At 40.2% G+C, this 25091-nt stretch carries 20 protein-coding genes and 1 riboswitch; of the genes, 18 read left to right on the top strand and 2 right to left on the bottom strand.

All coding sequences use genetic code 11. The annotated features are described in order from the left end of the window. Positions 1–56: 56 nt before the first annotated feature. Positions 57–638, bottom strand: a complete 582-nt coding sequence (locus tag I6N90_RS12005) for a GNAT family N-acetyltransferase (protein WP_197935726.1) — start codon at positions 636–638, stop codon at positions 57–59. Positions 639–894: 256 nt separating this feature from the next. Here I6N90_RS12005 and yfkAB point away from each other — a divergent pair, with 256 nt between their 5' ends. From yfkAB to thiO, 7 genes are all read left to right on the top strand, one after another. Then, the gene (yfkAB, locus tag I6N90_RS12000) at positions 895–2052 is read left to right on the top strand and encodes a radical SAM/CxCxxxxC motif protein YfkAB (RefSeq protein ID WP_197935725.1); all 1158 of its coding nucleotides are present in this window, start codon (positions 895–897) and stop codon (positions 2050–2052) included. Between the two features lie 23 nt (positions 2053–2075). Further along, positions 2076–3107, top strand: a complete 1032-nt coding sequence (ytvI, locus tag I6N90_RS11995) for a sporulation integral membrane protein YtvI (RefSeq protein WP_197935724.1) — start codon at positions 2076–2078, stop codon at positions 3105–3107. A gap of 45 nt (positions 3108–3152) precedes the next feature. Next, a riboswitch (TPP riboswitch) is annotated at positions 3153–3255 on the top strand. A 186-nt stretch (positions 3256–3441) separates the two neighbouring features. Further along, complete coding sequence (gene thiC, locus I6N90_RS11990; RefSeq protein ID WP_197935722.1) at positions 3442–5199, top strand: phosphomethylpyrimidine synthase ThiC; 1758 nt, start codon at positions 3442–3444, stop codon at positions 5197–5199. Continuing rightward, positions 5192–6271 carry a ThiF family adenylyltransferase gene (locus I6N90_RS11985; protein ID WP_197935720.1) on the top strand — a complete coding sequence of 360 codons (1080 nt, stop codon included), beginning with the start codon at positions 5192–5194 and terminating at the stop codon, positions 6269–6271. The genes thiC and I6N90_RS11985 overlap by 8 nt, the downstream gene beginning before the upstream one ends. Positions 6272–6321: 50 nt before the next feature. Next, positions 6322–7185, top strand: coding sequence for a thiamine phosphate synthase (gene thiE, locus I6N90_RS11980; RefSeq protein WP_232242886.1), 864 nt, complete (start codon positions 6322–6324; stop codon positions 7183–7185). A gap of 5 nt (positions 7186–7190) precedes the next feature. Continuing rightward, positions 7191–8018: a thiazole synthase gene (locus I6N90_RS11975; protein ID WP_197935719.1), complete on the top strand. Its 828-nt coding sequence runs from the start codon at positions 7191–7193 to the stop codon at positions 8016–8018. Continuing rightward, positions 8018–9151, top strand: a complete 1134-nt coding sequence (thiO, locus tag I6N90_RS11970) for a glycine oxidase ThiO (protein WP_197935717.1) — start codon at positions 8018–8020, stop codon at positions 9149–9151. The genes I6N90_RS11975 and thiO overlap by 1 nt, the downstream gene beginning before the upstream one ends. Positions 9152–9200: 49 nt before the next feature. On the opposite strand, the gene I6N90_RS11965 is transcribed toward thiO, so the two are convergent. After that, on the bottom strand, positions 9201–10214 hold the full coding sequence (locus I6N90_RS11965) for a ketoacyl-ACP synthase III (RefSeq protein ID WP_197935715.1): 1014 nt from the start codon (positions 10212–10214) through the stop codon (positions 9201–9203). 187 nt (positions 10215–10401) lie between these two features. Between I6N90_RS11965 and I6N90_RS11960 the strand changes: the two genes are divergently transcribed. The 11 genes from I6N90_RS11960 (at position 10402) to I6N90_RS11910 (ending at position 25084) form a co-directional block, all read left to right on the top strand. Next, a complete protein-coding gene (locus tag I6N90_RS11960) occupies positions 10402–11127 on the top strand; it encodes a YhcN/YlaJ family sporulation lipoprotein (RefSeq protein ID WP_197935713.1) in 726 nt (241 codons plus the stop codon). A 175-nt stretch (positions 11128–11302) separates the two neighbouring features. Continuing rightward, the gene (locus I6N90_RS11955) at positions 11303–15118 is read left to right on the top strand and encodes a glycosyltransferase family 39 protein (RefSeq protein ID WP_232242884.1); all 3816 of its coding nucleotides are present in this window, start codon (positions 11303–11305) and stop codon (positions 15116–15118) included. Between the two features lie 23 nt (positions 15119–15141). Continuing rightward, on the top strand, positions 15142–16149 hold the full coding sequence (locus tag I6N90_RS11950; RefSeq protein WP_197935710.1) for a glycosyltransferase family 2 protein: 1008 nt from the start codon (positions 15142–15144) through the stop codon (positions 16147–16149). 19 nt (positions 16150–16168) lie between these two features. Further along, positions 16169–16570 carry a GtrA family protein gene (locus I6N90_RS11945; protein ID WP_197935709.1) on the top strand — a complete coding sequence of 134 codons (402 nt, stop codon included), beginning with the start codon at positions 16169–16171 and terminating at the stop codon, positions 16568–16570. Between the two features lie 17 nt (positions 16571–16587). Then, positions 16588–17262: a class D sortase gene (locus I6N90_RS11940; RefSeq protein WP_232242883.1), complete on the top strand. Its 675-nt coding sequence runs from the start codon at positions 16588–16590 to the stop codon at positions 17260–17262. 131 nt (positions 17263–17393) lie between these two features. After that, positions 17394–17618, top strand: coding sequence for a helix-turn-helix domain-containing protein (locus tag I6N90_RS11935; protein ID WP_197935708.1), 225 nt, complete (start codon positions 17394–17396; stop codon positions 17616–17618). A gap of 358 nt (positions 17619–17976) precedes the next feature. Next, positions 17977–18951, top strand: coding sequence for an ABC transporter permease (locus I6N90_RS11930; protein ID WP_197935707.1), 975 nt, complete (start codon positions 17977–17979; stop codon positions 18949–18951). Between the two features lie 63 nt (positions 18952–19014). After that, complete coding sequence (locus I6N90_RS11925) at positions 19015–19881, top strand: carbohydrate ABC transporter permease (protein WP_442950960.1); 867 nt, start codon at positions 19015–19017, stop codon at positions 19879–19881. A 69-nt stretch (positions 19882–19950) separates the two neighbouring features. Beyond that, positions 19951–21636, top strand: a complete 1686-nt coding sequence (locus I6N90_RS11920; protein ID WP_197935705.1) for an extracellular solute-binding protein — start codon at positions 19951–19953, stop codon at positions 21634–21636. Between the two features lie 165 nt (positions 21637–21801). Continuing rightward, positions 21802–23478, top strand: coding sequence for an extracellular solute-binding protein (locus tag I6N90_RS11915; protein WP_197935704.1), 1677 nt, complete (start codon positions 21802–21804; stop codon positions 23476–23478). Positions 23479–23509: 31 nt separating this feature from the next. Next, entirely contained in the window at positions 23510–25084 is a 1575-nt protein-coding gene (locus I6N90_RS11910) for a response regulator (protein WP_197935703.1), read from the top strand. Positions 25085–25091 lie beyond the last annotated feature (7 nt).

The raw sequence follows: 25091 nt of genomic DNA, 5'->3' as shown, positions 1-25091 counted from the left end.
CTTTTCGATTAAAAAAGGAGCCTTGAAGGCTCCTTTCTTGCGTGTTATATCTATGATCAGTAATAGTTCAAATATTGTTCGAGTCGAAGTTTAACTTCATGCCACTCACTGTCTATAATACTGTAATAAACACTATGACGAATATATCCATCTGGTAAGATCATATGATTACGTAATACACCTTCTTTAGTCGCACCAAGTCGTTCAATTGCTCGTTGCGAGCGAACATTCCGACTATCCGTTTTGATCTGTACACGGATCAGTCCCATAGTCTCGAAGCAGTGTTTAAGAAGTAAATATTTGCATTCTGTATTGACAGATGTTCTCCACACGGCAGGGGTAAGCCAAGTAGAGCCAATTTCTAAACTTTTATTAAGGAGAGAAATTTCAAATAGCCGAGTAGTTCCTATAATTTGCTGGGACACGCGATCTACTATAACAAATGGTATCGCATTTTTTTGCTCCAATGCTGTCTTTACATATTGGTCTGCGCTTTCAAGTGAATCGATTCTGCCTCTTGTAAGTGTCCAAATATCAGGGAAGTTCCCAGCTTTGAACAAGCCTTCAGCATGACTGGGCTCAATTGGTACAAGCTGAACTTTTGAACCGGTGAGAATGACGGGGCTTGTTGTAATCATATGACATCCACCTTTCATTTGGGTTAATATAACAATAATTAATTTATGCCAAATGAGTCAAGCCATGGATTGTAGTAATCGCACATTGAATAAATTCAATTTAATCAAAGTGAATAGAGGCTATACTTTTGATTGGTTATTTTTCCAATAAATAGGGACATGCTATATAAGACGCGGTTTTATTTGCTTCCTGCCCCGTCTGACATTACAATAAAAGAGATAAAAATATAAAGATATTAAGTCAGGTGCTGAAATGATGAATATAGTAGAAACACAACCAATACACTCACGTAAATCTATAGAAACGTCTCTTCCAAAGTTAACGCCAACAAATGACCCATGGGACCCTATTCGCTCCTTACAGAAATTCGGCCAACACCGATTAACAAGTGTGGAAATGACAGTAACCAATTTATGCAATATGCGATGCGAGCATTGCGCAGTTGGCGATACGTTAGTTATGACCGAACCAGATAAAATTCCTTTAGCTGCGATGTTGCAGCGCCTTGAGGAAGTGGAACATTTAGAAACGATTAGTATAACGGGCGGTGAGCCAACATTCTCTGCTCGTACGGTAAAGGAATATATGCTTCCTTTGCTTCAATACGCTAGAAGTCGAGGCATTCGCTCACAAATTAATTCCAATGTAACTCTTCCATATAGTAGATATGAGTTACTTGCTCCGTATTTGGATGTTATGCATATCTCATTTAATTACACTAACGCTGAAGATTTCCATCAAGTCGGGTTTGCAAAAGCAGGTCATACAGTTTCTCTTAGCGCTGCCGAGAAGCTTTATGAGCGAATGATAGATAACGCACGCAGGTTAAGTGATGCTGGTGTGTTAGTTTCTGCTGAATCGATGATTAACTATAGAACGTTTGATAAGATCGATGAAATTCATCGTCTTATTGTAGAGATGGGTTGTCAGCGTCATGAGGTCCATCCCATGTATCCAAGCTCATTCGCTAAAGATCTACCCGCTATAACACGTGAGCAGATGAGGCAATCGATTGAACAATTACTAGATAATCGTGATCCTGCTGTGTGGATACTATTCGGAACACTGCCATTCTACCATTGTAGCGATAATGAGGAAGAACGGAAGCTTCTTAAACGTCTAGCTAATGAGCAGAAAGTTACGGTAAGGAATGACCCGGATGGACGTAATCGATTAAATGTAAATTTATTTACCGGTGATGTATTTGTTACTGACTTTTCTGATGTACCCGCTTTCGGCAATATAGCCCATTCTAAATTGGACGATTTGTTTGATCGTTGGTTAGTCCACCCGCTTGCAGATAGTGTAAACTGCCATTGTCCCGCAGCATCTTGTTGTGGTCCGAATTTGCTCGTTAAAGATATGTATTACAAAAATGATAATTTCCACATGCGAAGCGCCATACTTGAATAGTAGTAAAGAGAGGAGGGTTAAGCATGTCTATTCGATCCATCATACTCATAGCTGTAGGTCTATTTCTTATCTACTTGATGTTTACTGTGGGTGCTCCGTTTCTACTTGCGCTTATTGTTGCGATATTCCTTGAGCCGTTAAATGGCTTTTTCATGAAACGGTTCAAGATGAATCGGTTAGTAGCCGCAATCATTTCGTGTACATTATTTACTGTTATCTTTCTTGGGTTAATTGTTTTACTCGGTATCAAAATAGTAGCGGAACTTATTGCTTTCATGAAGAAGTTGCCGCATTATTTTGAAAATGCTAATGACTTTGTTGATAAATTGCTTATTGATGCAAGAGGAATGTATCAAACACTTCCTCCAGATGCCGTCACAACGTTAGAAACGTATTTGTTAAAATTAACGGATACGATAACGACGCTAGTGGCAAAATTGTCAGATACGGTTGTTAACTTTGCCTCAACTTTACCGGGGATGTTTATATTTTTTATCGTGTTTTTTGTTGCTGTATATATGTTCAGCTTCAGCCTCAACACGCTTAAGTCTTCTGTATTATCACTATTTGAAGAAGAATCGCGTCCAAAGGTTGATCAAGTACTTAACAATTTAAGAAAATCGATATTCGGATTCCTTCGCTCACAAATTATACTTAGTGCGATGACCTACATTCTTTCATTAGCTGGCTTGCTTATTTTGGACGTTAAATATCCGATGGCAATCGCTTTGTTGATTATTATTGTAGACATACTTCCAATTCTCGGGACAGGTTCAGTACTAGTTCCGTGGGCGTCTTATTTAATTCTTTCAGGAGACGTCTTCACTGGTGCTGGTCTGCTTGTATTGTTCCTAGTTATTACGGTGTTCCGTCGTGTTGTTGAGCCGAAAATACTCGGGGATTCTGTGGGAATTGGTGCACTGTCAGCGTTAATAAGTCTATATGTTGGCTTTAAGCTCGTAGGTATTATTGGCGTATTTATAGGACCGCTTATCGTTATCATTTATATGGCTGCGAAACGAGCAGGTCTGTTCCAAAATAAGATAAAGTTGTAAAAATAGGTTGACAGTCGTCTTCGGCTGGCGTTATAGTCTAACAAGGAAATCCACTAGGGGCGCCGAAAGGCTGAGATTAAGCATTTGCTTTGGTCCCTTTGAACCTGATCTGGGTCATGCCAGCGTAGGAAAGTGGGACAATCGGATTCGCATAACTAGCGTTCCGCTTAAAGCGTGTGCATGAGCTCAAACGGCCCACTATATTTCTAACAGTTCGTTGTTGGATGAGTAGGGTAGTAAGCGACTTGAGCCTGCAACGTCCTCTAACTTTCTCATATGTCTGCGTATGCCTCCAGGTGGAATTCCAATAATTCCATTCGGGAGGTTTTTTGTTATGTTGACAACACCACTACCAGGAAGTCGTAAAGTATATGTTAAAGGTTCAAAATCTTCTATCTCCGTTCCGATGAGGGAAATAGCACTTTCTCCTAGCCAAAGTAGAAATGGTGAAGAGCAGCCAAATGAAGCGATTCGCGTTTATGATGCAAGTGGTCCATATACCGATCTTGAATACACGGCAGATGTGAGAGCAGGTCTCCCCTTACTTAGAGAACAATGGATTACAGAAAGAGCGGATGTTGAGTATTATGATGGACGGGAAATCCGCCCAGAAGATAATGGGTTTTCATCTGAGGAAAAAGTGAAAGAGCGCGGAGCAGAAATTTTCCCTCTTGGCGGAAGGAAGCCGCTTAGAGCTAAGGAAGGTCAAAATGTTACACAGATGCATTACGCTCGCAAAGGCATTATTACACCTGAGATGGAGTTTGTTGCGATTCGTGAAGGAATGTCTCCTGAGTTTGTAAGGGATGAAATTGCTAGAGGTCGTGCGATCATTCCAGCAAATATCAATCATCCTGAAATCGAACCAATGATTATCGGTCGCGGATTCCATGTGAAAATTAATGCGAATATCGGAAACTCTGCTGTTGCATCATCTATCGAAGAAGAAGTCGAAAAGATGACTTGGGCAACTAGATGGGGTGCGGATACGATCATGGATTTATCAACAGGCAAGAACATACATACAACACGAGAATGGATTGTCCGTAATTCCCCTGTTCCTGTTGGAACAGTGCCTATTTATCAAGCGCTAGAAAAAGTGAATGGGAAAGCAGAAGATCTAAGCTGGGAAGTGTTCCGAGATACGCTCATCGAACAGGCGGAGCAAGGTGTCGATTACTTCACTATCCATTCCGGGGTTCTGTTAAGATATATTCCGCTTACGGCGAAGCGGGTGACGGGAATCGTGTCACGCGGGGGCTCCATTATGGCAGCATGGTGTCTTGCTCACCATCAGGAAAACTTTTTATATACACATTTCGAAGAAATCTGTCTCATCATGAAGCAATACGATGTTTCTTTTTCACTCGGTGACGGACTGCGTCCCGGCTCTATAGCAGATGCCAATGATGAAGCACAATTTGCAGAACTAGAAACATTGGGTGAACTTACGAAGATTGCTTGGAAACATGATGTTCAAGTTATGATTGAAGGCCCTGGGCATGTGCCGATGCATATGATCAAGGAAAACATGACGAAGCAACTAGAAATTTGTGATGAAGCTCCGTTTTATACACTCGGACCATTAACAACTGACATAGCTCCAGGGTATGACCATATTACTTCAGCAATTGGTGCTGCGATGATCGGATGGTTTGGAACGGCAATGCTTTGTTATGTTACGCCGAAGGAGCATCTTGGATTGCCGAATAAAGAAGATGTCAAAGAAGGCGTTATTACTTACAAAATTGCAGCTCATGCAGCTGATCTAGCAAAAGGTCACCCACATGCGAAGTTGCGTGATAATGCGTTATCAAAAGCTCGTTTTGAATTTAGATGGCGTGATCAGTTCCATCTCTCACTTGATCCAGAGCGTGCGATGGCATATCACGATGAAACGTTGCCAGCGGAAGCGGCAAAGTCTGCGCACTTCTGTTCGATGTGCGGACCGAAGTTTTGCAGCATGCGAATTACGCAAGACATCCGGGATTATGCAGAGAAAAATGGGATGGAAACGAGTGAAGCAATCGAAGCAGGCATGAAAGAAAAGTCAGAAACATTTAAGGCGGCTGGGAGCACGATTTATGCTTAATGGCTCTGACATTGACTGGCCAGACAGATATGCTAGACAAACAAAGTTTGCACCTATTGGTGCTCAAGGTCAAAGGAATCTAGAGCAATCTTGTGTCCTTATTGTCGGCTGCGGAGCACTCGGAGCATCGCTTGCTCAACATATGGTACGTGCTGGGGCCCAGGAAGTACGCATCGTTGATCGGGATTTTGTTGAACCAAGCAATTTGCAACGTCAAACGTTATTTGATGAAGCGGATGCGATTGCCGCGGTCCCAAAAGCAATAGCAGCTGCGGCAAAACTCAAAAAAATAAATAGTATGGTTCGAATTGATGCACATGTAGCTGATGTTAATTCCTATACAGTCTGGAACTTTGTTAATGGTGTAGATCTTGTGCTTGATGGTACAGATAATACGGCGACACGGCTTCTGCTAAGCGATGTATGTTATGAGCTTAATATTCCGTTCGCTTACGGTGGTGTAGCAGGTGCAAAAGGAATGAGTGCGCTGCTCGTTCCAGGTAAGACTGCATGTCTGCGATGCATGATCGGTGATGAAGATTCAGCGGTAGAGGGGGATACTTGTTCTACTGTTGGAGTTTTGTCAGCAGCAGTTGAATTTGTAGCATCGTTGCAAATGGTTGAAGCGTTGAAATGGTTAAGTGGCAATAGAGAAGCCGTTAGACGTTCATGGGTGAGCGCTGATATTTGGCAGTTTAGTATTAGAGAATTACAATTGCCAGAACCATTACCACAGTGTGAACATTGCGGAGTGAATGCTGGGAATAAAACAAGTTCAATAAATAAATCGAAAAAAGCCCGATTCGGACTTGAAAGTTCTGTAGTTCTATGCGGCAGAGATTCTATTCAAGTTACATTGCCACAATCGATAGAACTGGATTCGATTCATTATAAGCTTGAGGGTATGGGATGCGTAATGACAGTTAATCGCTATTTGGTTAAAGCAAAGATAGGAAGTGGAGAAACGTTAGTTCTTTTCCCTGATGGGAGAGTGTTAGTCCAAGGGGTAACGGAAGCTTCAAGAGCCATCGAGCTTTGTGAACATTATTTACTTGGTGAACTTATTAGTTAAGTTAGTTTAGATTATTAGTGTTAATTTTTTTGTTAGAGGAGGGAAATGAGTTGGCTATTAGATCAAATTGGCAGCAGTTTCAGTTGTACGTCATTACGGCTGAAAATAATCACCCGGGTAGATCTCTTCTGCAAGTAATGGAGCAGACGCTTATTGGCGGAGCAGACATACTTCAACTTCGTAACAAAACGGGAACTCGAGAAGAGATTTTGAAACAAGCGAAGGAATTGAGAGTTCTAACTAACAGATATAATGTTCCATTTATCGTTAACGATTATGCTGATATTGCTCTCGAAGTAGATGCTGATGGTGTTCACCTTGGCCAAGATGACAATGCAATAGAAGATGCCAGGGCATTGCTTGGACCTTCCAAAATTATTGGAATATCTACTCACAATATTGAGCAAGCGTTAGCAGCAGAACGTGCTGGAGCCCACTATATTGGAGTCGGTCCTGTCTATCCGACAAATACAAAACCTGGACGTGCTGCGGTAACAACATCGTATGTAGCCGAAGCTGCAAAGAGAATAACGATTCCATTCGTTGCAATCGGAGGGATTACACTTTCTAATGTAGACGATGTACTAGCCGCAGGAGCATCGCGGATATGTGCTGTATCAGCAATTGTAGGTGATAATGATCCAGCAAAGATGTGCAGATTGTTACGTGAACGTATTCAAGTGTCTCGTGAAACCAATCGGAGTGGCCCGATGTCTAAAGTCATTTGGCTCAACGGAAAGTCTCATACAACAACAAGCGAAAATCTTGCAGATCTAATTGAGCAACTAGGTCAAAGTGGCAAAAGGCTAGTAACAGAAGTAAATGGCATTATTATACAACGCACCGCATGGCCGGAGACGACGGTGTCTGATGGAGCAACAATCGAGCTTGTTCAATTCGTAGGAGGTGGGTAAGGGATATGAGGTTTTTTGATGCAGCAGATCCCTTTACGATTGGAGGCATCCGATTGTCTTCAAGATTTTTTCTTGGCACTGGCCGATTTCCAAGCCCTGCTGTGTTGCAGGGAGCATTAGAAGCATCTGGAGCGGAAGTCATTACATTTGCGGTTAGAAGAGCGAACTTAGATGAAATGGAAGACGATTCAATCCTTCAACATGTGACTAATCGATCTTTAACCTACTTACCAAACACGTCGGGTGCGAGAACAGCCGAGGAGGCTGTCCGTATTGCAAGACTAGCTAAAGTAGCTGGTCTTGGTGACTGGATTAAAGTTGAAATTAGCGGAAGTCCAGTTACGCTATTACCAGATCCCTTTGAGACGCTGCGAGCAACGGAGTTGCTGGTGAAGGAAGGGTTCGTCGTACTTCCTTATACATCAGATGATCCTATATTATGTAAAAGGCTTGAAGAAGCGGGGGCAGCTGCAGTTATGCCAGGAGCTTCGCCAATTGGTACGGGGCTGGGACTGCTTAATCCTTATAATCTCTCATTAATTGTAGAAGAAGCTAAAGTTCCTATTATTGTAGATGCAGGTATTGGCTCACCGAAAGATGCGGCTGAAGCGATGGAATTAGGTGCCTCTGCGGTGTTAGCGAATACTCCAATTGCGAAAGCAAAGGACCCAATTGCGATGGCTAGAGCATTTGCATTAGCTATTGAAGCGGGTAGGTTAGCGCGAAGAGCAGGTCGTATTCCTAAAAAAAGATATGCGTCTGCAAGTAGTGACGAATCAGGAACGCTATTTTCAGATATTGTTTCAATTGGCCCAGCAGGAGGCAATGGCTAATGTCTGGATCAGTGCTAGTCGTAGGTGGCGGTATTATTGGCCTTTCTTGCGCATTTGAAGCTGCACGAAGAGGGTATAAGGTAACGCTTCTTGAGCCTGACCGTATTGGCGGTCAAGCTTCGGGAGCAGCAGCCGGAATGCTTGCACCATTTTCGGAAAATACGGAACAACCAGATGCATTTTTCCAGCTTTGTTTAAGTAGTCTAAAGCAATACCCGACTTGGGTTAATGCTGTTGAACAACATTCTGGCATTTCTGTAGAATGGATAAACAGCGGGAGCTTAAACGTATTTCAACATGAAGCGGATTTACTACCCGTGCAATCAAGACTGCGATGGCAAAATAAATGGGGCGCAAGGGCTGAATTTGTGGAAGGATCTGCATTAAAAGGCATAGAGCCGAACCTTTCGCAAGAAGCTATTGCTGCAATCTATTATCCAGAAGAAAGTCATGTATACGCACCTAAACTTGTTGAAGCACTTGAAATGGCGTGCCGCAATCTAGGCGTCACATTTTTTGAGCGTGCAGGGGACATTCAATCCATCGAACTAATTCGAGGTGGAGGAGTATCACTTTTAACGAGTAGATTGCTAGAAGAAGTTAGAGCAGAACGTGTTATTATATGTTCTGGTGCATGGACGGGGATGTATGAGAAGTGGCTAGACATTTCGATCCCAATTCATCCGATACGTGGGCAAATATGTTCGTACGAAGGCAGTTTGGAGGAAGTAAGGCATATGGTCTTCTCCAGTCAAGCCTATTGGGTAGGTAAAAAAGAGGGGCGCATCGTTTGTGGAGCATCCGAAGATGTGGCAGGGTTTGAGACTAGTGTTACTGAGAGAGGCATCAAAAGGTTAATAAAGAGCAGTGAGCGCTGGTTTCCCTTTTTTTCAGGGCGGCAAACCGTACACCAGTGGGCTGGACTTAGGCCAGCAACGACGGATGGTTTGCCGTTACTTGGTGCTGTAGGAGAAGAAAAATCGGTTATAATGGCTGCAGGTCATTACCGTAATGGTATTTTACTCAGTCCAATTACAGCTCTATTAGTTGGCGATTTGTTGGATGGACGAAGCCAATCGGCTAGTCTACTACCATTTTCACCTTATCGTTTTACATATGCCTGTAATAATTAAAGTAGAGGATGCTTAACTGTAAAAGCTACAGCTTAGCATCCTCTTAAATTTATAAAGTCCAGCGAAGTACAACTCCCGCTTGCGTTAAGCCCCCTCCAAAACCATGGAGCAACAAAGTATGTCCGTCCTTGACTCGTCCATCTCGAACCGCGTCATCTAAAGCAAGTGGAATAGAAGCAGCAGAAGTATTTCCATAATGGGCAATACTAGATAAGGTCTGATCCTCCCTAAAGCCTATCCGTTCACTTAATGCTGATATAATGCGCTCGTTTGCGTTGTGAGGGACAAACCAATTGATTTCATCCGTAGTTAAGCCACTTAAGGTTAGCAACTTTTGAACTCCTTCTGCGACGCTGCTAATTGCCCAGCGATAAACTTCCCTGCCATTTTGAACAAGTTTGCCGTTTGTTTCAATTCCATATTCTCCTATCGAGTTGGACAGATTGTTTAAATAAACATTGTGTCCACCGCTGCCATCCGTATCTGAATATGATGCGATCAAACTCGCTTTGTCTTCTGAGGTTCTTTCCATCATTACTGCTCCAGCACCATCACCGAACAAGATACAAGTCGTTCGGTCCGTATAATCCGTTATCTTCGAAAGTGCATCAGCACCAATGACGAGTACTTTTTGATAAATGCCTGTCAGGAGTAGTGCGTTACCCAGTTGAAGTCCAGCAGTAAAACCAGCACAAGCAGCTTGAATATCAATAGTGCCGCAGTTTGTAATATTGAAACGATCTTGCACCCGTGCTGCCATACTTGGGAATATGGTATCAGGAGTCGAGGTTGCGACAATAATATAGTCTACATCTTCAACAACAATTGAGTCGTATCTGTTGATCATGTTTTCGAGGGCACGGAAAATGAGATCACTCGTATATTCATATTCCTCTGCAATTCGACGTTCATGTATGCCGGTCCGTTTAACAATCCACTCATCATTTGTTTCTACAAGTTTCTCTAGGTCTGAATTTGTAAGCTTACGCTTTGGCACATAAGTTCCAATCGCTGTTAATAAAGCATTGGATCGCAAAGTTTCAGTGGATTTTTGGATTGTCATTTACGTCACACCCTTCACAATTATAAAATTAGTACCAGATACTAATACTTGATACTAATCATAAGTAATGTTTATCCTAATGTCAATGGATTGAATATCTGTTTGGTGTTCTGCTAACGATAAGTATGGGTGTCACACCAGACCAGATTAAAGATATGGCGCAAACTCGGGAAAAGGAGATCAGCTAATGCAAAAAAAAATGATTGCATTGTCGGCAACTATTTTACTCGGTACGATGCTTTGCGGCTGTTCGATGGAGAAACAAGGCGATCTAGGAAACAAAAACATTTCAGTAAATAATGTTAATGATGGAGCAGGTGGAAACTTGCTACGCGACAAGCGATTTGCGGATGATGGTAAAAATGAAGCTAATCGTATTAACGGCCGAAGACTAAACAGCAACAATCTTGTCGGATCTCATAAAAATTATAATATTCAGATGAGTGGGCATATTGCTGATAAGGTTAGGGGAATTAAGACCGTTAAAGCATCCTATGTCATGCTAACAGACTATAATGCTTATGTAGCTGTTTCACTTGTCGATACTGAACCTAAAGGCAATCCAAAAATGATGAGTCGTACTCATATTGGTTTATTCGGCAAGGAAGGTGCTTCTACTGGCAAACGGATGAGTAGCTTTGCGACGGGGCAAGAAATGCTGACAGATGAAATAGTGGCGGAAGTAGTTAAAGTCGTCAAAGAAACGAGGCCACATGTCGAACATGTATATGTATCTGCCAATCCAGAATTTGTAGGACGCATGAATGCATATATGAATGATGTAAACAGCGGTTATCCTGTTCAAAATTATGTGATGGAATTTAACGGTATGGTGGAGAGATTATTCCCGGTCGCACCAATCGATAATAAAACAATTCGACCACATAATAGTAGAAACTACGTAGCTAAATAAAACCAATGTAATAAATTTTATTAGTAGAAGCTGACTTGCAAACAAACAAGTCAGCTCTTTGTTGTTTGTATTTTTTTGTTATTTTCATTGACCTATGGTAATGCATTCGATAAAGTGATAATGAGTTTGTTTAAAAATTATTATTTTTTGTACATAGAAGGAGATTGTGATGAAGATGAGGAATGGCTTTCCCCGCACATTATTATTTATGCTTCTGCTCTTCCTGCTTCTGCCGGGACATACGAGCTATGCTGCTGATAATCTGTTACTTAATGGCGACTTTGAGCAGTCCGCTGATCAGATGCCGGAACATTGGACGACAGAGGCATGGGTAAAGGATGAGGGTGTGACAACCTACGGGATCGATTCTAATGAAGTGTATTCAGGAGGGTCGGCAGCAGTCATTCACAATATTGGTGACAATCACGCTCGCTTTATTCAAACGATAAAAGTTAAAAGTAATAAACTATATCGCTTTTCTGGATACTTAAAAACGGAAAACATCAAAGCGAGTGCAACTGGTGCACATTTGTATGTTGATGGTGTAGCTGTTCATTATCCGCAAATTACTGGGACAAGTGGTGCTTGGACATACTTAGATTTTTATGGAAAGACGAGCAAAGGGCAAAAGGAGTTAGTCGTCGGATTTAGTGTAGGTGGATATGGGAGTATAAATACGGGTAAAGCTTGGTTCGATAATCTGGCTGTCGAGGAAGTATCTGAAGCACCAGAAGGTGCTGAAGTGTTTTCGCTTAAAGGTACTCAAGTAGGAGGAGAACAAGCAGAGAACAAAGAGCAGGAAAAGGTATCTGTTTTGAAACCAATGTTGTTGGCTGTTTTGTTTACTTTCCTATTTGCTATAGTGTATTCGAAGCTATTTAGAGATCGTGAGTGGCTAGCAAGTAGAAAGAGCTGGATACCGATTATTCTTTTTGGTAGTTTTGCGGCAGCACTAGCTATTCGAATTGTTTTTGCTATAACAAATGATGGTTACGCAAATGATATTGCCTTATTTATGTTCTGGTCGGATCACGTTGTAAAAGAAGGAATTTCAAACTTCTACCATACTGATATTTTTGTCGATTATCCGCCAGGATATATTTATGTATTATTTATTTTAGGGCATGTGAAAGACTTTTTAGGGCTAACACAAGACTCAACGGGAATGATGTTGCTTTATAAACTTCCAGCTATAGTAGCGGATTTACTTGCAGCTGCTTTCATTTTCCGTATAGCTAAACAAAAGTTGAATGCTGCAATGGCACTTGGCTTAGCATTAATTTGGTTGTTTAATCCTGCCGTAATCGTCGATTCCGCAGCATGGGGTCAAGTTGACTCCGTATTTACACTAGTTCTTGTACTTGCAATCAGCGGCATTGCTGAACGGCGATTTGGTAAAGCGTCCGTTTGGTATGCGATAGCAGCGCTTATTAAGCCACAAGCATTTATATTTATGCCTATTTTATTGTTAGCATTTATTATTAACAAAAAATGGCGTGCAGTTGCGACCAGTGCTTATTATGGATTTGGTACATTTATATTTTTATCACTTCCGTTTTTTTGGGGCAATGGAAGCCTCTATGGCGTGTACAGTCTATATAAGGAGACTTTATCTTCTTATCCCTATGCGACCTTGAATGCATTCAACTTCTATGCGCTAAATAACGCGAACTGGAAGCCAATTACGGATAACTGGCTCTTTATGAGTTATCAGAGTTGGGGAAATATTTTTATACTAGTGGCGGTCGCACTTGCTGTTTACTTTGCGTTTGCAGGTGCTAAACGTGGACGTGAAGATCGTTCATTCTTTATTGCGCTAATATTGATAGCTGTTGTATTCATCTTTGTAACTAAGATGCATGAGCGTTATATGTTCCCCATTTTATTGCTCAGCTTGTTCGCATTTATTCAAACAATGGATCGTAGAATATTGTATTTGTTCTATGGTTTTACGATTACTAATTTTATTAATATGAGCTATGTACTCTCATACAGTAAAACGACATCAAATGTACCGATGGACGGTATCGTTATTTTATGTTCGATAGCCAATATTGGACTGCTCTTATATGCGCTATATATTGGTTATGATAGATTTAGTAGAGGGAACCTTCTAACTCTTGAGCAAAAATCGGCGCAGGAGAAGTCTGAAGGGGACGATTCTATATTGTCTGAGTTCAAAACGGATAATGGAGATATTTCAAGACGGAAAGTGAAGCTGATGAACCGCAAAGATTGGATTTGGATGGGCAGTATTACATTGATCTATGCGATAGTAGCAATACTTGGCTTAGGTTCAATGAAAGGTCCTGTAACGGATTGGCAACCTGACGCTAATGGGCAAAGTTTTTATGTCGATTTAGGCGAAGCGAAACGTCTGGAACGAATTACAAGCTTTGGTGGAGTCGGAACTGGAAAATATAAATATGAGTTTGGCATGACACCGGATAATTGGACAAATACTTTAGAAGTAGACAACAGCCATACATCTGTTTTCTCATGGAAGAGTCAAAAGATTGATCAGGAAGCTCGATATGTGAAATTAACGGTCACGCAAGTTGGATTTTCAATGATTGAACTTGCTTTTTATGAGGCGGGAAGCAAGGTGCCACTCCCGATTGTAGATGTTAATGGGGATCAAGCTGGCCAGCCAAGAAGAGGTACTTTGGGCGCTTTGTTCGATGAACAAAATGAAATGGTGTATAACCACAATTATATGAAGGGCAGCTATTTCGATGAGATTTATCATGCCCGAACAGCGTATGAGCATATCGAAGGAATTGTTGCATATGAAAATACACATCCACCTCTAGGCAAACTGATTATTGCACTCGGCATTAAATTATTCGGACTGAATCCATTCGGCTGGAGAATCGCTGGTACAATAATTGGAATTGCAATGGTGCCAATCATCTATTTGATGGCTAGACGTATATTTAACAAAACAGTATATGCTGCGTTGGCTGCAGGACTTTTGGCTGTAGACTTTATGCATTTTACACAAACAAGAATATCAACAATTGACGTATATGGTGTTTTCTTTATTATGTTAATGTTCTACTTTATGAATAAGTATGCATCTATGAATTTTTATCGACATAAGCTTGCTGCAACGTTTGTTCCGCTTGGTTTAGCAGGTTTATTTTTCGGATTAGGTGTAGCTTCGAAATGGATCGTCTTTTATGGTGGAGCTGGTCTAGCTGTTATGCTGGCACTATCGCTAATAAGCCGCTATCAAGAATACGTTGCAGCAAAAAGAGTGCTGAAGCGTGAGAAAACGTCACATAAAATGTTTGACGAAGAGACTCTTCGCCGAATTGTAGCAGTTTTCCCGAAATATACTGTAATGACAATTGCAATATGTCTTGTTTTTTATATTGTAATCCCAGCAGGTATTTATGCACTTTCTTACATTCCAGTGTTGTCGGCAATGAAAAGTGGTTATACGCTGAAGGCGCTGGTCGATTATCAGGTTCACATGTTTAGCTATCATAACAACCTCGTGTCGTCGCATCCATTTTCTTCATCATGGTGGGAGTGGCCGTTCATGAAACGACCGTTATGGTATTATTCTGGGAGTGAGCTTGCAAGTGGAATGAAATCGACCATTGTAGCGATGGGTAATCCGATTATTTGGTGGACGGGAATTGTATCGATGTTATTGACGATCCCAATAAGCATTAAACGTAAAGACAAAGGGGTATATATGCTTTGGATAGCATTTCTAGCCCAGTATGTACCTTGGATGCTTGTGGCGAGAGAGACGTTCATATACCACTATTTTGCAATGGTTCCATTCATCATATTGAGTACCGTATATTTGATTAAAGTGATCGAGGAGAAAAGACCTGCCTTCTCCAAAGTGCGTAATCTCTTTATTGTGGTTGCAGTTGGTTTGTTTATTATGTTCTATCCGGCATTATCGGGAATGACCGTTCCACAGAACTATGTTGATGTATTCTTACGGTGGTTCCCAAGTTGGTTATTCTAAAAAATGACATGAGGAGTTTTGACATGAAAGCATCGATTACTTACAGCATAATTGTGCCGATGTATAATGAAGAGGCGGTAATTGAGCATACGTATGAGCGGCTGAAGCTGGTTATGGATTCTGCTAGCCAGCCTTATGAGCTCATATTTGTCAACGACGGCAGTAAGGATCGGACTGTGGAAATGATCAAGCTCATTAGCGACATTGATCCAAATGTACGTCTTATCGACTTTTCACGTAATTTCGGTCATCAAATTGCGATATCAGCGGGAATGGATTACGCTCAAGGTGAAGCCATCATCGTAATAGATGCAGACTTGCAGGACCCTCCTGAAGTCATTCTTGATATGATTGACAAGTGGAAGGAAGGGTATGAAGTCGTTTATGGCCGTAGGCTCAAGCGTAAAGGGGAAACATTATTTAAAAAACTAACGGCGATGGCATTTTATCGAGTGCTTCGTAGTATGACAAATGTTGATATTCCACTAGATACAGGTGATTTTCGATTAATCGACCGCAAAGTATGTGATGTTCTTCGAGGACTAAAAGAAAAAAATCGATTTGTTCGTGGTTTAATTAGTTGGATTGGGTTTAGACAGACGAGCGTAGAATATGTTCGTGAAGAGCGATTTGCAGGTGAGACAAAGTATCCATTGAAGAAAATGATACGATTTGCGCTCGATGGGATAACTTCCTTTTCGTATAAGCCGCTCAAGATCGCAACATATTTAGGTTTTTTCTTGTCACTTGGTGGATTTATTTATCTACTTGTTATTATTTATCAAAAACTGTTTACGGATACGACAGAGTCTGGTTGGACGTCTATCGTAGCACTTAATCTTCTATTCAATGGCATTATCCTTATATTGCTTGGTATAATAGGAGAATACATCGGACGAATTTATGATGAATCGAAAAATAGACCGTTATATATTGTTCGAGAAGTACAAGGATATGAAGAGGAACAATCTAATCGTGGAGAAATACGCAGTACCGAAGAGACGGAGCGAATAAAACATTATGTTCGATAGTAAACGGAGAGCTTGGCTCTTGCAATTTATTAAATTTAGTTTAATTGGTGTACTTAATACAGCAATCGACTTTTTCGTGTTTATGTTACTAGTATCGTTGAATGTTCATTACGCTGGTGCACAGGCCGCTTCTTATCTTGCAGGAATGACGAATAGTTATGTGATGAACAGTACAATTACATTTCGTTCAGAAAATGGTGTGCAAAATAAAGCAGAGATATGGAAGCAACGTCTTAGATTCCTCATGTGGAATGGTTCGATGATCGTGTTATCAGTAATCTTAATAGCAATTGCTTCTGAATTATTTGGTTTATCTGACCTAATGGCGAAGGCAGTTGTAACGGGACTAATTCTGTTTTTAAACTTTTATGGAACAAAAAAATGGGTTTTTGCAGTAAAAAGAGCAGCGGAAGCGGGGTGATCCGTTTGAGGAGGCTATTGGCATATAGTCTTGTTGTCATTGGTATATTGATTCTACTGTATCCTACAGTAAGTAAGTGGTACGATATCCGTCAGGAAGAGAAACTGATGGCGGAATGGGAATCAAACGAAATGAATGAAGAAGCGCAAATAGTGGGACAAGAAGAATATGATAATCTTACGACTCTATTTGCCCAAGAGACCGGCAATTCTGAGCAATCCCCTTCAAGCACTTCAAGTTCTGAGGAAACAACATCGGAGCTATCAGAGTCTCCAATACCGACTAAGGAACCTGTTAAATTAAATGCGATCGCGACAATCAAAATACCGAGCATCAAATTAAAGCTTCCTGTATTAGAAGGTGCATCGCAAAAAAATATGAAATATGCAGCGGCACATCTTAAGGAAACGGCTCCAATTGGTGAAGTTGGCAATGCAGCTATTGCTGCTCATCGGATGCGTGCAAAAGGTAGACTGTTTAATCGATTAAATGAAGTCAAAATTGATGACAAAATTATAATCGATACAAATGGAAAATCATTCACATATACGGTGACAAAAGTTTCTATTGTGGAACCAACGGATGTGTCAGTACTTAATTATAATAAAACAGACAAACGCCTTACACTAATTACATGTGACCCAGTAGTTAATCCGACTCATCGTCTAATTGTGCATGCCGAGATGAAATAATGTATTGTCGTTCTATCCCGCCCATTTTACTCATATAGCGAACCAATGATATGCCCCCTTCATATGATAAGTTGACTGTATCCCTTGCCCTTGTTATACCATAAAACCCGAGCAAGGAGGGGTGACGAATCTTGAAGGGAAACGACCAAAAGAGCAAGTTTTTACTGACGCATCGTGAACGAGAGGTATTCGAGCTGTTGGTGCAAGACAAGACAACACGAGATATAGCTCAGCAATTATTCATCAGCGAGAAAACCGTCCGTAATCATATTTCGAATGTGATGCAGAAATTAAATGTTAAAGGTCGTTCGCAAGCGGTTGTCGAGCTAATAAAGCTTGGGGAGTTACAAATCTAACATAATAGACTCTCTCCATTCAGGGCTATCGCCCTTTCTACATCTAACAAATAGGTTTTTATGAGGACAGCATATTTATATGCTGTCCATTTTTTTTGTTTTGAATGAAAGTAAGGCGATCTATCCCGTCCGTATGTTTAACATTACGAGCAAAGTATCTTTAATCTATGATAATTATAATTTTTTGAAATGAAGATCATGTTGAAGTGTAAAAAATCGATTTCCTAGTATATGGTAACAGTTTTTTTGCAGAGTTAAAATGATAAAGAGCCAAACGAACAACACACATTGTTGTTGAGGAAGCGCCTACATAGGCGAAACGGAGCGGTTTGCAACAATTTGTAATGGGAGGATGAGCATGTCACAGGCTGTATCAGAACAACAATATGCAACGAAACCGCCAAAGGTAGCTAAGAAGAAGGGCGTACTATGGCGAGTGATGAGACAATGGGAAGTTCAACTAATGGTCATTCCCGCATTTATTCTTGTATTTATTTTTTCCTATCTACCAATGTACGGAGTTATAACGGGATTTATGGATTATAACTTGTTTACAGGTGCACGTATTTTCGAAAATCCTTGGGTTGGGTTTAAACATTTTGAAGCGTTTTTTAATGCCCCTGAGTTTGAAAGAATCATTAGAAATACAATCATCATAAGTTTAACAAAATTTGTAGTTGGATTCCCAGCACCAATTATATTAGCACTAATGTTGAACGAAGTACGAAATATGGTATTCAAAAGAGTTGTGCAAACGATTACGTATCTCCCTTTCTTTATCTCTTGGGTTATTGTCGCTGGACTAGCAATCGCAATGCTCTCGACTGAAAACGGAAGTGTCAACATGCTTTTACAATCATTCGGGGCAATTGACGAGCCTATTAATTTCCTTTCTATCAAAAAATATTTCGTTTCCATTCTCGTCTCCATTAACGTTTGGAAAGAAGTTGGATTTGGATCCATCGTTTACCTGGCAGCTATTGCTGGGGTTGATCAACATTTATATGAAGCAGCTGACATAGACGGTGCTAGTAAGTTTAAGCAGATCTATCTCATAACGTTACCGACCATTATGCCAGTTATTATCATCTTTATGATTCTTCAGATTGGCAACTTAGTTAGTGCGGGATTCGAGGATATTTTGTTGCTTGCGACCAACCCCGTATTACGGCCAGTCGCGGATGTAATTGATACTTATGTATATCGAGTTGGATTAGGTACACATCGATATTCGTATGCAGTAGCGATTGGATTATTTAGAGCACTCATTAGTATTTTATTGTTGACTATCGCAAACTACCTGGCTCGACGATCAGGAAACAGCTTATGGTAGGAGCAAGATTATTCGATAGGAGGCGTATATGCTTTGAAAAGAATTAGCTTCAACGACAGATTAATGATTATTACCATCTACACTTTACTGACCTTATTAGCCCTTAGTGCGCTCTATCCATTTTGGAATGCACTAGTTGTGTCATTTAATGTAGGTACAGATACCGCAAAAGGCGGTGTGACAATATGGCCGCGAGCTTGGACGTTCGAAAATTACAACATTATTTTGCAAGATGATCGACTTCTTAACGGATTTTTTATCTCCGTCGCGAGAACGATTGTAGGAACGGCAACAGCGATTCTTATGACAGCTATTTTAGCTTATGGTATGACTAGAACGTACCTCGTAGGTAGAAAGTTTTATATGGTATTTTTTATCTTCACCTTGTATTTCGGTGGAGGATTAATTCCTACATTCCTCTTAATTAGATCCTTGGGTCTTATGGATAATTTCTTAGTGTTTATTATTCCAGGACTTGTAAGTGTTTGGAATATGATTATATTCCGTACTTTCTTCAAAGGACTGCCTGTCGGCTTAGAAGAATCTGCACAAATCGATGGTTGCTCAACGTGGGGTATATTTTTCCGGATCATCTTGCCATTGTCTGGTCCTGTTATTGCGACACTTTCCTTATTCACAGCAGTCGCACATTGGAACGATTGGTTTGCACCAAGTATCTATATTACAAACCCGGATTTGCTCCCAATTCAGACGATCCTAAGGGCAACTCTTAATTCAAATATCGTATCTGAGTCATCAACCGTATTAGATTCAGCATCCATCGGATTCATAGAACAAACTAGAAACTTGACATCTAGATCACTTACTATGGCGTTTATGATCGTAGTTACTGTACCGATTATTATGGTTTATCCATTTGTACAAAAGTACTTCGTAAAGGGTGTACTTATCGGTTCATTGAAAGAGTAGTTCTCCATTTGGTTTAAGGCGAAAGTTGCTTTGGACATATATAAATCGATCGAGAGGGGTTTTAAAAGCATGAAGAAGATGAAAAAGCCTATGCTCCTAGTGGTTTCGGCTATCGTTGCATTGTCTGCAGTTCTAGCTGGATGCAGCAACTCAGGCAATAAAAATGATCCAAAACCATCAGCATCCCCAACAGCATCATCTGAAAGCACGACACCAGAAGAAACATCAGCAACGGCTGGCTGGGTTCTCGGAGAAAAACCTTTGGAATTCACTGCTTACGCACATTATGGCAACACAGATTTCCCAGAGTGGGTCAGCACGCCAGCAGGTAAATGGCTAAGTGAAGAAAAGCAAGTTAATCTTAAAATGATTGCAGCAGCAGGTGCTCATACACAAAAGTTGAGTACAATGATGGCTTCGGACGAATTGCCTGAAATGATTTGGACAGATCGTAATCATCCGGATATGGAAAGACTTTATGAAGCTGGTAAGCTAGTAGCATTCGATGATTATTTAGACAAATATCCAAACTTGAAAACATGGATGGGTGATAACCTAAACATGCTGCGTCATCCTGACGGTAAGCTGTATATGTTCCCTAACTGGTACACATCCAGACCAAATGGTAATGCTGGATATGTTGTTAACAAAAAAATCTATGAAGAGCTAGGTTCACCTAAGCTAGAAACAACAGATGATCTTTATAAATATCTTGTAAGTGTTAAAGAGAAGCATGGTGACAAAATTATTCCATTCGAACCACATCGTGCACAAGATAGCCAAGGGTTAGGCGTATTGTACACAGCATTCGGTGAGGGCGCAAGTTACTCATACTTGAATGCCAATCTTCGTGGAGTTCCTAAAGATGGAAAACTAACATCTGTATTTGAAGATCCAACGTTCCGTGAAGCACAAAAGTATATTGCGAAACTTTACAGAGAAAAATTAATTTCGCAAGATGCGTTTACACAAACTGAAGATATCGTTTTGGAAAAAGTAATGTCTGGTAGAGTTGCAGTATTTGCAGGATCTAGCCCAACAACTATGGCTGGTGAAGCACAAGCTGAAATGATCAAAACAGATCCAAACGGTGGTTACTTTATGATCTGGCCAATCCATAAAGAAGGATTGGACAAAAACAAAATTTACCCAGGTACGTATACAAGCTTTGGCTGGAACGCAGCTTACATTACAACAGCAGCAAAAGATCCAGAAGCAATCTTTGCATTCCTTGATTGGTACACTGGTCCTGAAGGTATGAATCTTCAATTCTTCGGACCAGAAGGCGGCAACTGGAAAGGTTTCGATGAAAATAACCAACCAATATTCACTCCAGAATATGATCCAGCAGCAGTAGCTGAAATTCAAACTGGAAACGAGCCAGTCATGTTCGTAGGAAACACTGCTTATATTGACCCTGCAAAATATAAATACATGAAAGATTTGCCTTTCGAGCAACAAGACTGGAGAACAAAGTACCAAATGACAATAACGTGGCCTACACAGCTTGATGCTACGGAGTTCGTTGGACTAAACCCATCGCCTGAATCAGAAGAAGGCATTATCAGAACATCTGTTGATGAGCTGTACCTTGAAATTTATGCAAACTCTGTAATGTCAGGAACAAGCGATGAGGAAGTTGATAAAATTCTTGATCAAGGTAACAAAGATTTGATGGACTTGGGTTACCAAAAGTTGCTTGACTGGCGTACTGCTAGGTGGCAAGACAATCTAAAAAGATTAGAAGGCAATTAATTCGTGTAAACAAGTAGAGACAATCTCAAGAATCCATTACGGATATCTTGAGATTTCTCTACATTTTTGTCGTTATCCTTTTATTCTATATATTGTTAAATCTTTTTTTGGTATCATTAGGTTGTTAAGGATCTAATATACCATTTTTAAGGGGGGCGTAAGTCAGTGAACAAGAAGAGAAAAATGTTCCTGCAGCTATTATTAGGAAGTTTAGTTGTTTGTATGTTAGTTTCTTGTAGTTACGAAGGGCAAGTCAAACCAACTGATTTAATAACAAATACTGATGTAGAAAACGTTGAAGAAATAAATATAAAGCCGAACGAGCTATATGAACTAGGAAATGAACCACTGCATGCAACCTTCTATGGGCACTACAACTCTTATCGAATGCCTAATTGGGGAGCAGATCTGTCTTCGAAATGGATTCAGGATAATTTGGATATACATATTAAAGCAATACATGCTGATGGTGATAGTAAACATAAGCTTCAACAGATGGTAGCAAGTAAGAAACTACCAGATATAATTTGGGGGGACAGAGGCTCTGACTTAGAACGTTTGCGTAGTGCGGGGTTACTAGTTCCACTGGATGATTACATTAATAAATACCCAAATTTAAAGAAATGGGCTGGTGAAAAAATATTAAATTTACTCCGTTCTCGAGATGGAAAAATCTATTATTTTCCAAATTACTATACTGACAAACAATATGGAAATGCCGGATATGTTGTGAATAAACGTATATATCGCGAACTCGGGCAACCTAAACTTCAAACAACGGATGATCTTTACAATTATTTGAAGTTAGTTAAGGAAAACTATCCGGGAGTCGTTCCGTTTGAAACAGGTCAGGCAATCGATGGCCATGGAATCGATCAATTGTTTTCTGCTTTTAAAGAAGAAAACTACAGTTATACAAGATATCTTGCGGTAGCCTCAGACAAAAAGATGGTTTCAATCTACCAAGATCCAGGTTTTAGAGAATCTGCACTGTTTATTGCGAAACTAATGCGAGAAGGACTGATGACACAAGACGCCATGACACAAACACAGGATCAAGTTGCAGAAAAATTTTGGAACGGAACAGTTGCTGTACATGCAAGTGCTGACCCAATGGGAATGGCAAGTATTGCACATGCTGAATTATCAGCAAAAAACCCAGACGACGGTTACTTTTTCATTGATCCTATTTATAAAGAAGGGTTAGACCCGAAAAAAATATATCCCGGTACTTATAATATTTTAGGGTGGAACGTTGCTACAATTACGACAAGTGCTCAAAATCCTGAAGCTATATTCGCGATGCTTGATTGGATGACAGGACCAGAAGGCTCCGCTGTACAAATGTGGGGGCCTCCAGGAACAGATGGGTATTGGACTGGTTTTCAAGCTGATGGAATAACTCCACAATTTACTAGCAAGTACGGTATTGATCAAGTTGAAATAGAGAAGATTCAAGCCGTTTCAGGAAAGATGATGTGGGTTAGTAATACAAAATATTTAGACGAGACAAAAATTAACTATGAAAACACACTATCAGAGGATCAGAAAAATTGGTCAACGAAATGGCAGCAGCAAGTCACTTGGAAATCTCAAGGTGATGATACTCCGTTTATTAATTTGATACCCGAACCAGATGTGGAAGAAGGATTAATTGCAATTAATTTAATGGATATATGGAGTAAAGCACGTACAATGGCTATTTTTGGAGAAACGGATGAGGAAGTACTCGCCATACTTGATCAAGCACATGAAGACTCAATGGCAGCTGGTTATCAACAATATTTGAACTTTATTACAAATAGATGGCAAGAAAATGTAAAAAAGATAAATCATAAATAAATTGTCATGTATAAAGCAAGGGGGATGCTTCATGTACAAGGTGTTATTGGTTGATGATGAGGAGTTGGATTTAGAAGGAATGAAACAGTTCATTCCTTGGTCTGAGCTAGGTATGGAAGTGAAAGGAAGTGTAAACAATGCACTTTCAGCGTGTGAGGTGCTTGATCAGCACCCTATCGATATATTAGTAAGCGATGTAAATATGCCGTATATGTCAGGCTTAGAATTGGCTAGAATTGCACTTCAGCGCAAACCTAATATGCGTATTATTTTTGTAAGCGGTTTCCAAGAGTTTAGTTATGTTCAACAAGCTTTGTCTCTTAAAGCGTACAGCTATGTGCTAAAACCTATGGATGACAGTGAACTTGTTGCATCATTAATGAAAGTTAAACGAGATTTGGATGAAGAGAGCAAGCAACGAGAAGTAGAACAAGCGTATCAACATATGATTCCAATTGCCAAAAGCGAGTTGCTTGTAAGGTTATTTGAGGGAGAAGAGACGACGAACAAAGAGTTTATGTCGAAACTAATCGCCTCACATGAATTAGATAAGTTAAAGTGGCCGGTTTGCGTAGCAGTGATGGAACTAGATCAACTGTCGAGAGTCGAAAGAAATACAGCGGCACAACATGAAAATTCACGACTGTTTCTTCAGCAACTAAATGAAGCTGTTAAATTATATGGTAAAATGCCTTACTGTAAATTACATTCGCATCGAATCGCTTTGTTAATAGAAGCAGACCATATCGATGAAACAGTAATAGAGCTATTGGAGTCAGCTAAACGAAGAATAACAGTTACCGTTACGACGGGACTTGGAGCACCTGTTCAAACGATTGAACAATTGCAAATGTCGTTTCAGCAAGCAGTTGAGGCACTTGAGGGGAAAATGTTCCTTGGCAAGGGCGGTATTATAAAGTATGAAGAGGTAAGAACTGAACCAGGGATGCTCGATTCGAAGGTGTTAGATGAGCGAATGAAAGCATTGCTTAAAGCGATGAGTGATTATGAACTTGTTCAAATTTATGATGAACTTGAAAATTTATTTCGTTCTGCAACGAGCTTGCGTTCTAAGTTTACCGTTCATAATTTATCTAACTATATCGTTTGGAAACTTGATCAATATTTAAGCTCAATGAATGAGGATCTATTTGAATTGTTAGGAATTGAGATCCGAAATTTAGATATCCTTATGCAGTTTGAAACGATTAATGATATACGTTCTTGGCTCGTTCATCGTGTCTTTGAAATTTCAGAGCGACTGCATCAAAAAAACAATACAAAAGAAAGTAAATTTATTCGTAATGTAAGGAAGACGATTCAAGATCGTATGAGTGAAAATATAACATTAAAGGATATCGCACAACACTTCTCTTTTTCACCAAGTTATTTAGGATTTCTTATTAAAGAGAAATCGGGATCTACGTTTAATGAATTGCTTGTCCAATTGAGAATGGAGAAAGCGTGTGAACTATTAAAGCAACCAGGATTCAAGATATATGAAATAGCTGACCTGGTAGGCTATCGCTATCTTCCATATTTCAGTAGGCAATTTAAAGAGAAATTCGGCATGACTCCGTTAGAATATCGAAAGAAAGAGCAATGATGGGGTG

This window comes from Paenibacillus sp. GSMTC-2017 (genome assembly GCF_016019935.1).
GTDB lineage: Bacteria > Bacillota > Bacilli > Paenibacillales > Paenibacillaceae > Pristimantibacillus.
Note: the sequence above shows the minus strand (reverse complement) of the source record. Positions and strands in the feature narration are given on the sequence as shown.

Excerpts from the sequence above, each read along its gene's own strand:
- I6N90_RS12005 (WP_197935726.1), bottom strand. The coding sequence starts at position 638 with ATGATTACAACAAGCCCCGTCATTCTCACCGGTTCAAAAGTTCAGCTT.
- I6N90_RS11910 (WP_197935703.1), top strand. The coding sequence starts at position 23,510 with ATGTACAAGGTGTTATTGGTTGATGATGAGGAGTTGGATTTAGAAGGA.
- I6N90_RS11960 (WP_197935713.1), top strand. The coding sequence starts at position 10,402 with ATGCAAAAAAAAATGATTGCATTGTCGGCAACTATTTTACTCGGTACG.
- I6N90_RS11930 (WP_197935707.1), top strand. The coding sequence starts at position 17,977 with ATGTCACAGGCTGTATCAGAACAACAATATGCAACGAAACCGCCAAAG.
- ytvI (WP_197935724.1), top strand. The coding sequence starts at position 2,076 with ATGTCTATTCGATCCATCATACTCATAGCTGTAGGTCTATTTCTTATC.
- thiC (WP_197935722.1), top strand. The coding sequence starts at position 3,442 with ATGTTGACAACACCACTACCAGGAAGTCGTAAAGTATATGTTAAAGGT.
- I6N90_RS11925 (WP_442950960.1), top strand. The coding sequence starts at position 19,015 with ATGATTATTACCATCTACACTTTACTGACCTTATTAGCCCTTAGTGCG.
- I6N90_RS11920 (WP_197935705.1), top strand. The coding sequence starts at position 19,951 with ATGAAGAAGATGAAAAAGCCTATGCTCCTAGTGGTTTCGGCTATCGTT.
- yfkAB (WP_197935725.1), top strand. The coding sequence starts at position 895 with ATGAATATAGTAGAAACACAACCAATACACTCACGTAAATCTATAGAA.
- thiO (WP_197935717.1), top strand. The coding sequence starts at position 8,018 with ATGTCTGGATCAGTGCTAGTCGTAGGTGGCGGTATTATTGGCCTTTCT.
- I6N90_RS11950 (WP_197935710.1), top strand. The coding sequence starts at position 15,142 with ATGAAAGCATCGATTACTTACAGCATAATTGTGCCGATGTATAATGAA.
- I6N90_RS11965 (WP_197935715.1), bottom strand. The coding sequence starts at position 10,214 with ATGACAATCCAAAAATCCACTGAAACTTTGCGATCCAATGCTTTATTA.
- I6N90_RS11955 (WP_232242884.1), top strand. The coding sequence starts at position 11,303 with ATGAGGAATGGCTTTCCCCGCACATTATTATTTATGCTTCTGCTCTTC.
- I6N90_RS11985 (WP_197935720.1), top strand. The coding sequence starts at position 5,192 with ATGCTTAATGGCTCTGACATTGACTGGCCAGACAGATATGCTAGACAA.
- I6N90_RS11975 (WP_197935719.1), top strand. The coding sequence starts at position 7,191 with ATGAGGTTTTTTGATGCAGCAGATCCCTTTACGATTGGAGGCATCCGA.